General features: G+C 69.3%; 11 protein-coding genes and 1 pseudogene. 3 read left to right on the top strand and 9 right to left on the bottom strand.

Annotated elements, in window-relative coordinates:
- Positions 1-359: LPXTG cell wall anchor domain-containing protein (locus O3W51_RS45835; protein ID WP_269289881.1), on the top strand; the 359-nt coding region annotated here is incomplete at its 5' end.
- Between the two features lie 192 nt (positions 360-551).
- On the opposite strand, the gene O3W51_RS45840 is transcribed toward O3W51_RS45835, so the two are convergent.
- Positions 552-1,457, bottom strand: coding sequence for an HNH endonuclease (locus tag O3W51_RS45840; RefSeq protein WP_269289883.1), 906 nt, complete (start codon positions 1,455-1,457; stop codon positions 552-554).
- Entirely contained in the window at positions 1,457-2,986 is a 1,530-nt protein-coding gene (locus tag O3W51_RS45845) for an AAA family ATPase (protein ID WP_269289885.1), read from the bottom strand. The genes O3W51_RS45840 and O3W51_RS45845 overlap by 1 nt, the downstream gene beginning before the upstream one ends.
- Positions 2,987-3,643: 657 nt before the next feature.
- Between O3W51_RS45845 and O3W51_RS45850 the strand changes: the two genes are divergently transcribed.
- Positions 3,644-3,934 carry a hypothetical protein gene (locus O3W51_RS45850; protein WP_269289887.1) on the top strand — a complete coding sequence of 97 codons (291 nt, stop codon included), beginning with the start codon at positions 3,644-3,646 and terminating at the stop codon, positions 3,932-3,934.
- A 15-nt stretch (positions 3,935-3,949) separates the two neighbouring features.
- Positions 3,950-4,771, top strand: a complete 822-nt coding sequence (locus O3W51_RS45855) for a DUF317 domain-containing protein (RefSeq protein ID WP_269289889.1) — start codon at positions 3,950-3,952, stop codon at positions 4,769-4,771.
- Between the two features lie 147 nt (positions 4,772-4,918).
- On the opposite strand, the gene O3W51_RS45860 is transcribed toward O3W51_RS45855, so the two are convergent.
- The 7 genes and pseudogenes from O3W51_RS45860 to O3W51_RS45890 all read right to left on the bottom strand — a co-directional run.
- Positions 4,919-5,614, bottom strand: coding sequence for a hypothetical protein (locus tag O3W51_RS45860; protein ID WP_269289891.1), 696 nt, complete (start codon positions 5,612-5,614; stop codon positions 4,919-4,921).
- Positions 5,615-5,691: 77 nt separating this feature from the next.
- Complete coding sequence (locus O3W51_RS45865) at positions 5,692-6,120, bottom strand: hypothetical protein (RefSeq protein WP_269289893.1); 429 nt, start codon at positions 6,118-6,120, stop codon at positions 5,692-5,694.
- A gap of 82 nt (positions 6,121-6,202) precedes the next feature.
- Positions 6,203-7,915: a relaxase/mobilization nuclease domain-containing protein gene (locus O3W51_RS45870; protein WP_269289894.1), complete on the bottom strand. Its 1,713-nt coding sequence runs from the start codon at positions 7,913-7,915 to the stop codon at positions 6,203-6,205.
- Positions 7,912-8,397, bottom strand: a complete 486-nt coding sequence (locus O3W51_RS45875; protein ID WP_269289896.1) for a plasmid mobilization protein — start codon at positions 8,395-8,397, stop codon at positions 7,912-7,914. The genes O3W51_RS45870 and O3W51_RS45875 overlap by 4 nt, the downstream gene beginning before the upstream one ends.
- 128 nt (positions 8,398-8,525) lie before the next feature.
- Positions 8,526-8,762: a hypothetical protein gene (locus tag O3W51_RS45880; protein WP_269289898.1), complete on the bottom strand. Its 237-nt coding sequence runs from the start codon at positions 8,760-8,762 to the stop codon at positions 8,526-8,528.
- A gap of 85 nt (positions 8,763-8,847) precedes the next feature.
- Positions 8,848-9,039, bottom strand: a complete 192-nt coding sequence (locus O3W51_RS45885; RefSeq protein WP_269289899.1) for a hypothetical protein — start codon at positions 9,037-9,039, stop codon at positions 8,848-8,850.
- A pseudogene (locus O3W51_RS45890) lies at positions 9,036-10,033 on the bottom strand (hypothetical protein); the annotation flags it as partial. The gene O3W51_RS45885 and the pseudogene O3W51_RS45890, both read right to left, overlap by 4 nt.

The raw sequence follows: 10,033 nt of genomic DNA on the forward strand, positions 1-10,033 counted from the left end.
CCGTCACTAACTCCAAGACCACAACCACCCCAAAGCCCGACCCCACCGACAAGCCCACCACCACCCCGTCCCCGCCTACGGACAAGCCGACCGATGGGCCCTCCGGCAGCCCGTCCACCGCACCCGCCGACTCCGCCCCGTCGGCTGCTGAGCCCTCACCATTCCCGAACGCAACCATGGCCACGGAAGGAACGCCGAAGGCGCCGGGAGGGTCCCTCGCGCACACCGGCGCCGATGCCACTGGGTGGATACTCGGCGCCGGCGGACTCCTCGTCGCCGCTGGTGGCGGCGCCCTGATCGCTGCCCGCCGCCGCAAGTCGGCCGAGCCTGCGCCGGACGACAACGGCGAGAGCAGCTAACCGACAGTCATCCCTCGATCTGCAGGCCCCCGGGACCCCCGGGGGCCTGCCGCGTATCCGCTCTACGCGGCTGGGCTGTGTCCTGTTGGTCTCGAGGCTATACATCGCCTCCGTGGCCAGAGGATCGTGTCGTCTCGGAGCCTGTGGCATGCCTTCGAATCAGCCTTCGAGGCATCGGCGACCGAAACCTGATCAGTCGAGGTTCCCTTCCGGGTAGTCGAGGTTCACCCCTGGGCTCGGGTCGCCCCAGCCGCCGTTGACGTACCACTCGTCGGCGGCCAGGGCCTTGAACAGGGCACACCCCATAGTGTTGGGGTTGCCCCGGCAGCGCCAACCCTCAGCTCTGCGCGCCAGCATGGGCGCGATGTACTTGCTAGGCATGATCATGAGTTCGTGGTTGGTGGCCGCGATGTGGCTGCTGACCAGGAGGCTGTAGCGGAAATCCAGGTCGAACACTTTCAAATGGCTGCCCAGCCGGGCGGTGAGCGTGGCATCCCATTCAGGGTGGGGGGCGACGAAGAACTTCACGGACAGCTTCTCGCTGCCCCGCGGCCTCCGAATTCGGGCGCGGAGCCAGGCGTAGTGGGAGAAGTCGTCGAAGTAGGGGTGCAGAGTCTGGTCGCCAGCGCTGCTGGGGATCGTGTCGAGCTTGATCTTGTTGCAGTCGCCGCAGGCGGGAACGAGGTTGACCGGGACCACGCTCAGGAGCGGGTAGTGGCTCTTGGGGAGATGGTGGTCCAGCGTCGTGACCAGGCCCTCCCCGCACAGGGGGCACCGGTTCTCCCGCCGGCGGCCTTCATCGTCGGTCGTGCCCCTGAGCGCCTCATAGATACGACGGCCCGGGGAACGCTCCCTGACCATGCGATCGGTATACACGCCCTCCAGAACCTTGCGGTTGGCGAGAGCGTGGGGCTGGGCCGCGAGACCGGTGAGGGTGTGCAGGGCCTGGCCGCGAGCGGCTCCCTCGTAGACCTCAGCCGCGTCGGCCACGTCATCAGTGAACGCTTCCAGCCGCTTTCTAGTTCTGAACCGGGCGTTGGCAATGCACGTGGTGTACACGTCACGGGCATCGAATGCCGGCGGGTCCAGATGCTGCATCAGATCTGTTCCTCCACTTCGTCGCGATGGCCGATCAAGGCACTGAGCACCAATTGCGCCTCACCGCCCAACCGTCCGCGGAAGTGGCCCAGGACGTCGTCGTACGTGTAGCCAGCCTCAACGAGGCGACGCAGCTCGTGAAGGAAGCCAGCCTCGGTGAGCTCCAGACCGAAGACTTCGTGGGTCAGGACACCCACATTCTCCCCGTAGGTCTCGATGCGGGGCTGCGCGGCGCCCAGCTGATCGCCATAACGCCACAGCTTCCAGACGCAATAGGCCGGAATCTCCTGGAGCACCACTGGCGAATGCGTGGCCACGATGGCAAGCCCGTTGCGGTCGGACAGCAGCTCGGACAGGGCCCGCATGAACGCGGCGAGCAGGGGCGGATGAAGGTGGGTCTCCGGCTCGTCGATGATGACCAGGGTCCGCTCGTCGACGTGCTCGATCAGCCGGGTCATGGTGAGCAGAACGATCCGGTGGCCAGCACTGAGCCCCCGGAACAGCCGCCGTGCCTTGTTCTCTCGGCTGCGCACGCTGACGGTGTTCTCGAAATTCTCCAGCCACCCGTCCTGCAGCAGCCCGCTGCCCGGATAGTCAAGGATTCGCAGCGCCTTGATCCACAGGGCACTGCGCTCGCGCGTCAAGCACGCCTTCATACCCTGGGCGAAGTCCTTCCGTAGACCGCCTGGGGTCTTGAACCTCGGCGACCGTGAGCCCTGGACACGCAGGCCCACGTAGGAGGCCACGAACATCTCGTCGCCCTGGACGAGGGGGAAGTCGTCGAAGGCGCTGAACGAGACGGTCACCAGGTTGGCGAAGGAGCGGCCTTCGCGGTCGTACTCGATGACCTGCCCGAGCGCCCGCGGCTGCGGCTCGACTGCGGCGACGGCGCGAGCCAGATGGGACAGGACGTACGACTTGCCAACGCCGTTGCGTCCGGTCAGGGCGTGGACGTTGCTGGCCGGGTGGGAGCCGGGCTCGACCTGGAACCGGAAGCGCACGGGTTCCGTCTCCGGCGGCAGCGGCGGCTCGTAGGCGATGTCGAAGCTCACCCGCCGCACTCCACCGCGGGCGATGCGCTGCAGTTGACCGCGCACGGTGGACATCTTCACGAAGCGCAGCAGCGACGTCCGGGTCACATCGTGGTCCAACGCGATACCGAAAGCGTGGTCATCGAAAGCGATGTCCCGGAGCGCGTCAAGCACCTCCTCACGCACTGGGCCGGCTATCTCGCGCAGCGTGTTGTAGTAACTCTCGTCCTGGCCCACGGAGAAGTAGGACGCATCCAACCGGCTGAAGCGCTCCGGCATAGGGACGCTGTTCCGTTCGTCGCTGTCCATCGACGCATGGCCGATCTTCACCGTGCCGACATCGGTCCATCCGCCACTCGTGCCGACGCGCAATGTGAACATGGTGCGGTACCCGAAGTCGTCCCATGCATCCCGGACGAGCAGGGCATCGACGCTGCCATCCCATTCGGCGTGCCCGTCGTCCCAGCGATAGACATCGTTGATTACCGCGAAACGCAAGGCCGCGCCCTCCCACCTGATGGTTCTCTCCGTGACCTGACGATCCTAAAGTGCGCAGTGCAAAGCTGGGCCGGCGGTGCTTGACGAGGGTTCCACCGTCCCAGCCGGTCTCGACCAGGACGGTCTGTCTAACGAATGGCCCTGCGCCTGGGTTCGCTGTCAAACGCCTGGACTGGATGGCGAAGGCCAGCAGTTCGCCGGAGGCAGACAGGAAAGAGTCCCGAAAGACTGGCCAACGCGGGCAGGGGCATGTCAACCTAGATCAACTTGCAAGAAGCGCCAGGTCAGAGCATCGATTGCTCGTGACCGTGGCTCCCGTTGGTCCCGGATTCCCCACCACCACCGCCGAAGCCCCACGACGTGAGGGGAGTTCGGCCCGGCCCTGCCCGTGCCCGTCCTGGACCAAATCTCCTCCGAGATGCGCCTAATCGTGGACGACCGGGGACACGCGTCAGCAGCAAGGATGGCCGCTTATGCCTCGGCTAGTTTCCACTCGGCTGGACCGAGATCGTTGCCTCGGCCATGGCGTGCGTCCTGACGACATCGCGGCGTGTCCAACGCCGGAGGCTCGAATTGGATGTCCGAGGCGGGCCTTCCGGCTGCTGTCGGTATGACAATTCCACCACTCACCGCTTTCCCCACATCAGGAGGCTGTTCGTGACGCACACGGAGATGACCGTCGGCGATCTCATCGACCTTTTGTCCGCCTGCGAACGGGACCTTCCGGTCCGGCTGGCGATGAACCCGTTCTTCCCGATGGCGCACCGCCTCGCGCAGGTCGTGTCGTCCGTGGACGAGACCGGTCGGCCTGTCGTCTACCTCGCTGAAGGGCGGGATGCCGACACGCAGCTTGGTCATCTGCCGCCCGAGGTCGCCGTCGCTCTGACCTGGCAGGGGCCAGTCCAGGCGCCCCCGCGTCGCCCCCGCCGCAGCGCCGGCGGTAAGTAGAACCGCACCTAGCCTTTGGAGGCGCTCCTGCACCCGGAGTACCCGCTCGACCCGTTCATCCCTTCCGGTGCCCAGCCCGTGTATTGGGTGGGTCCCCGGCACCTGGCCGGCGACGACGGGCGTCCTTTCGACGCTGTCGCCGACACGCTCGCCGACCTCGGCTGGACGAGCCTGACGATCGTGCGCGGACGGCGTGAGCTGGACGAGGCGCCAGAGGACCGGCAGGTCCTGCGCAGCACGGTCCTGTTCATCAGCCCCGACACTCTGCGCTGGGCCCAATGGGTCCTGGCGGATGAGCCGTTCTATCTGGGGGATCTGCCGATCGCCTGGCAGGTCTCCGCTCGCCCGGACGCCAGCACCCCGCTCGCGCAGTGGTCGGCCTACTTCACCCCCGACGTCCCCGGGGAGACCCTGGCCGACTTCCTCATTGCGCTCGATGCCCGCGACCAGCCCGTCATCCCGCTCGGCGGCACCGAGCTGGTCCTCGACGCCGTCACCGCGCATGGGTGGATCCGGGACATCGACCACCCCCACGCGGGAGCGACGGATCCCACGTTCAACTCGCACCTTAGCCTCGGCGAGGTGCCGCCCCTCATCCAGGACGCCGACCCGCGCGCCCTGACGGTCGCAGCCGACGAGGTGGGCCGGCCCGGATGGCAGGCATGGGCCGAGCCCACGCTCGGTGCACCGTGCCTGTGGTCGGCATCCTTCAGCGCCAGCGCGCCCCACGACCTTGTCAGCGCCTTCGCTTCCTCCCTCAGCTCGACCGCACCGGTCCTGCGGCGGGTGCTGCCGGAGAGCACCAGGGAGCGACTCCTGCGGGCGCCGGCCAGTTAGCGGTCTGCGGTCCCTTCGATCCGACGTACACAGCCCGGCCTCCCCGATGGGAAGGCCGGGCTTCTTACTTCTCTGCGCTACCCGTTCGCGGGCTCAAGGGCTGCTGCCCCCCGACCGTCGCGGTCGGGGGGCAGTGCTGAGTGGGGTTCAGCGGGTTGCTGCCGCCTTGGCGAGGGCCTTGTCGAGGTGACGGTCAACGAGGGCCGGCGAGCCGGAGAAGACCAGCAGCACGTTGCCGTCACGGATCGCGGTCTGCTTCGTCACGGTGTCCCGCCCACCGACGGAGAACGTCAGGCGCTGGCTCCACTGCTCGTCGCCGAGCTGAGGTGCGGTCATCTTCTGAGAGGCTATGTTGATCTTCGTGCTGCCTGCGATGACCTGATAGGTGGGGCATCCGGTCATGGCGTTGAAGATCTGACGGAAGCCGTCGGACAGGTCTGCGGCGGTGTTGCTGTAGAGCTCCTCGGAAATCTCCGAGGAGACGCCGCCGGCGTAGGCGAAGGTGGCCTTCGCCTGGCGGGGGAAATCGAGCGAGCCGCCGGTTGCCGCATCGCCACCCAACTTGTTCAGGGCGGGGCAGCCGACGATGGTGACGTCGTCGTGCTGGGAGGGACTCTCCGGCTTACGCAGGTAGCCGCTGCCGAGGTCGCTCTCATTCAGTAGGCGCTTGTCCAGTGCGGCCGACGACATCGGCGCGGCGTCCTGGTCGGCGCTGGCTGGCTTCCCGGCACGAGAGGAGGACGCGGGGCTGCCGTTGGCCTTGGTGGTTTCGGCGGAGCAGGCGGGCAGCGCGAGGACGCTTACGGCGGTGAGGCAGAGGGCGGTGGCGACGCAAACGCGCATGGTGGACTGACCCCTTGGTGCTAGGCGATGGGTGGCCAGTGCGGGCCCGTGGGCCCGGCGGGTTGTAGGGGAGGGGGTCAGTGGCCGAGGTGGCGCAGGCAGTCCTCGAACGTGGCGTGCGTGCTGTCCGCGGGGCCGGTGTGCCGGTTGTACCAGGCGGTGTCGAGACGCGTCTCAAGCTGCTGGTGGCCCGCTGGGCAGCGCAGCCAGATCTGGTCGCGGGTCGAGAGGATGACCCAGCCCCGGTACACGCCGCACTCGGCGCAGGCCACCAGTTCGCCGTCGAAGACGAGCGGCTGCTGCCAGGACGTCATCCGGCCACCGAGCTGGTCGTTGGTCGGCACGCGCAGCTCCGGCGGAAGGAAGTCGTCTACCACGGCCGTCGGCTCGGCCCGCATCCGCTCGACCTCCGTCGGTATCTGCGCCGGCAGCCGCGCCACCTGCGCGAAGAACTGGCGCTGCATCTCGCTGGGCTCCGCGGCCCGGCGTCGTATCCGGTCAAACACCTGACGTCCTCCCTCATCTCGTCCTGCACGCGTCATGATCGTGCCCCAGGTCCCGGACAGCTTCAACTCACAGAGTTCACAGTCACGGTCGCGGGCGCGAAGGCCCGAGCCGATCCGCCGTGCCGTATCGCGCCGGCTGCGGCACGGGGCCCGTTCCCGGGCGCTGGTTGACCTGGTCGCTGGTGTCGGCGGGCAGACCTGCGGTCCGGCGCAACCGCCACACCAAAACTTCGCTGACGGACTCCGCCGTGCCAAGCTCTCGCCGCTGCGCGGCGTCGGCGAGGAGGGCGGCCGGGTCGTGGCCAGCGGCTTTGACGTCGGTGAGGGTGGCGGCGAGGGCGGGCCAGCCCGGCTCGGCGAGGACCTGCTCGGCCAACTCCGGAAGCGCCTCGCGCAGCATCACTGCCTGCCGCTGGAGCAGGGGACGGTTCAAGGTTCGGCCGCGCTGATATAGGGCTCCGAGGGGTTGGACAGCGGCGGTTCGGTAGGCGGAGCGCAGGTGCTCGGCGGCCTGGCGGGCAGCGGCGGCCTGCTGGGCGTGCCCCTTCTTGGCGTGCCAGTGCACGGTGGCGGTGATGAGGAAGAACAGCATGTCGATAGCCATGGCGGTCGTCGCGCCGTCTTCGCCCCGGCCGAGCGCCGGGCCGCCGTGCACGAGGTCCCTGGCAGCCCGCCGCAGGGCCCGGTCGTGGCCACGCTCGGCCCGGACATGGGAGCGCGAGGCGCGTTCAAATGCGGAGGCGGCGTCGCGCAGGTCACGGCGGGTGTGGGCGGCGGAGGTCGTCGCGAGCGCGTCCAGGACCTCACCGGCCGCCGCGATGTACGCGGCGGCGACCGCGTCATCGCCGCGCTCGACGATCAGCACTGCGATCCAGGCGGCCGAAGCGGTCCGCCGACGCGCGCCAGCCGGACTGCCCGGTGCCGGGCGGCCGGGATTATCTGATGGTGCCTGCTCGGGATGGTCGGCGGACCAACGCTCCCGAATGCGGGGCAGGGACAGGTCCGGGGCGAGGCGCACGCCGGGGTAGAACACGGGCTCGTCGTCCTTGTTGCGGTCGTCGGGCAGGGCCACCTTGTAGCCGAGGAGGTCGCCGGACGGGGCGACGCGTTTGCGGATCAGCAGACCGGCGGCGGCCAGCCGGTCGAAGAACTCGTCCTCGCTCGTGGCGCCGGCCACCGCGCGCCGTACCGTCTCGCGCAGCTCTTCGCGCGCGGTGCGCTCGCGGCCCTGACGCTTGGCCTTATGGCGTTCCGCGCTGGTCGGACGTTGTGCGGCGGTGCCGTCGCCGGGCGCGACGCGGTGGAGGCCGAGTTCCTTTTCGATGAGGCGGGCTTCGGCCTGGGCCCGTTGGCCGGAGCGGTGGTGGTCGGGCCGGCGGCCGTCTTCGCGTACGAGGGTGGCGACGATGTGGATGTGGTCGTCAGCGTGACGTACAGCAGCCCAGCGGCAGCCCGCGCCGTCGCGGGGGTCGATCCCTGTGGCGGCGACGATGCGACGGGCGATGTCCGCCCATTGCTCGTCGGTCAGGGTCGGGTCGTCGGGTGCGGCGCGCACCGAGCAGTGCCACACGTGCTTGTCGGGACGCTGGTCCGCGGGCAGGAGGTGCAGGGGCTGATCGAGTAGTTCCTGAAGGTCCTTCTTCGTCACCGTGGCATCCCGACCGGGGTCGGGGGACATGCCGTCGAAGGAGGCAACGAGGTGCGGGTCGATATGTTCCTCGTGGGTGCCCTTGCCGTAGAGGTAGTGCAGCAGCCCCAGGGTGGTGCTCCCCTGTTTGTGGATCTGAGGAATCAAGGCGCCTCGCCCTTCTGCTGGTTGGCCACCCTGTTCGCGGCGGTCCGCACCGCGTCGGCTGCCCGGTGGATGTCCGCGATCACTTGCGTCAGATGGGGTACGTCGCTGCCGGAGTTGAGGACCTTGGCGGCCTGGTTGAGGTTGCTGCCGGCCCAGCCGAGCTGCCGCCGCATCGCGAACAGTTCGGTCAGCACCTCGCGCTCGGTGGCGATGGCGACGGCAGTACGGGACTGGTCGCGGGCCATGGCCAGCCCGCAGTAGGCGAGGAAGCCGGCCACACTCATGCCGACGGTGTCTGCGCCGGCCTGGATGAGGGCGTGCTCGGACGGGTTCAGGCGGACGCTGTGCGCGCGGCGCTGCTTCGTGTCGCGCGGGCGGGCTCTTCCCTGGCGCCGCCCCTGGGGGGCGGTTCCTGGCTGCGATCCGCCCTCGGTCGCAGCCTTCCCGACCGGCGCCCCCTGGTGCCGGTCGGGCCCCGCCACCCCAGGGGCGGGGACTGGTTCGGAGGCTCCCCCCTCGGGGGAGTGTCCGAACCTCCATCTTGCTCGCCCTGGGACCGAGTTGAGGTCCTGGGCAGGTTCGGGTGTGGAGTCGCTCTGGGGCGGGTTCGTCATCGGGATGCGGGCCTCGTGGAGTGGATGCGGTGCTGGATGGTCGCGACCAGGTCGATGACGGCCGCCGGCCCTGCGAGGACGCGGACGGGTCCGTCGGGGCGGTGTTGGACGAGCCATTGGCCGGTCGGGGCGAGGACGGCTGTGTGCAGGAGCCGTCGGCGGACCAGGACGTCCGCCCAGGTGCCGGCCTCGGCGGACGTGGGTGCGGATGGGCGCGTAGGACGCGGGATCACGACGTGCCTCCGGAACGGGGCGCTGGCCCGGCACAAGGCCGGGCCAGCCGGGTGGACAGGGGTATTGAGCTGCCGCTTCGCCGGTTCATCCGCACTCGGGGCAGCGTCCGACGTGGCTGCTGAGTGCCCGGGCCATCCGTGCCTTCGTCGATACGGCCTGCTGCGCGCTGGACTTCGCCGCCGGCCTACCCTTGTGCCGCGCGGAATGGGCGATCATGAAGCCGATCTCCCGCTCGTACTCCGCCTGCACGGTCTTGAACTGGTGGCACGTCTTCATCGGGCGGTGCTCCTGGTCTTCGCGGTGTCGTCGTTCCGCAGGTGCTGCAGGACGAGGCTCAGTCGATCGTTTCGGCCGCCCGTCAGGCCCTCGCGGCGGAGGATCTCCCGCAGTTGGACACGGGTGACCGCTTCGTTGCCGTCGCGGGCGAGTAGGGCCGGGACGTGGGGGCGGACTTGCTGGGCGAGCTGGTCTACGGACTGCTCCAGCTCGCGCGGTGGGCGGTCTGGCTGCGGGCTGCGGGACTGACCGTTGCGCTTGCCCCTGGCTTTCGCGGTCGGTTTCCTCGGGAGGGGGACCTTGTGTCCCCGGTCCCCGGTGGGTTCGGTCCCCGGTCCGGTGCTGGTCGGTCCCCGGTCCCCGGTGGGTTCGGTCCCCGGTCCGGTGCTGGTCGGTCCCCGGTCCCCGGTGGGTTCGGTCCCCGGTCCGGTGCTGGTCGGTCCCCGGTGCGATCCCTGGGCCTGAGCAGGTACTTCGACCGAAAGGCAGCCGGTCCCCGCGCTACCTTCGTGCCACTGGTTGGGCTCTTGCCTGACGGGCTCGGTCCCCGTTTCGGTCCCCGCATCACGTTCCTCGGTCCCCGCGTCGTGGTCCCAGGTTCCGGGGACCGGTCCCCTCTCCTTGCGCGGTCCCCGGTCCCCGATCAGTTCGGTAACAAGCTGGGGACCGTCCTTGGGGACCGACGCATTCTGGGCCTTCAGCGAGGGGACCGTGGGGGTCGTCACGTTGTCGTGGTTCGGGGACCAGGGGGAGGGGAGCGGGACCGTGGCGAGCGCGAGAGCGTGCCGGCGGGCGGCGAGCTGGTCGAGCAGTTGCACGCGCTGCTGTGGGTCGGTGCCGACGGAGGCCCGGCCGACTGCCTTCGATAGCCGCCGGGTGAGCCGACGGCCGCGCCAGCCTTGCCGTTGGGCAGGCGTGCGCTCCGCGAGGCGGGCGGCGAGGGCGACGGCGCGGGCGGTGGCCCGGTCGCGGGTGATCTGCGCGGCGTCGCGGT

The sequence above is a fragment of the Streptomyces sp. H39-C1 genome, from assembly GCF_027158125.1.
Classification (GTDB): domain Bacteria; phylum Actinomycetota; class Actinomycetes; order Streptomycetales; family Streptomycetaceae; genus Actinacidiphila; species Actinacidiphila fildesensis.

What these genes read in the sequence shown, in the direction of transcription:
- O3W51_RS45840 (WP_269289883.1), bottom strand. Translation starts at nt 1,457, where the DNA reads ATGCAGCATCTGGACCCGCCGGCATTCGATGCCCGTGACGTGTACACC.
- O3W51_RS45860 (WP_269289891.1), bottom strand. Translation starts at nt 5,614, where the DNA reads ATGCGCGTTTGCGTCGCCACCGCCCTCTGCCTCACCGCCGTAAGCGTC.
- O3W51_RS45885 (WP_269289899.1), bottom strand. Translation starts at nt 9,039, where the DNA reads ATGAAGACGTGCCACCAGTTCAAGACCGTGCAGGCGGAGTACGAGCGG.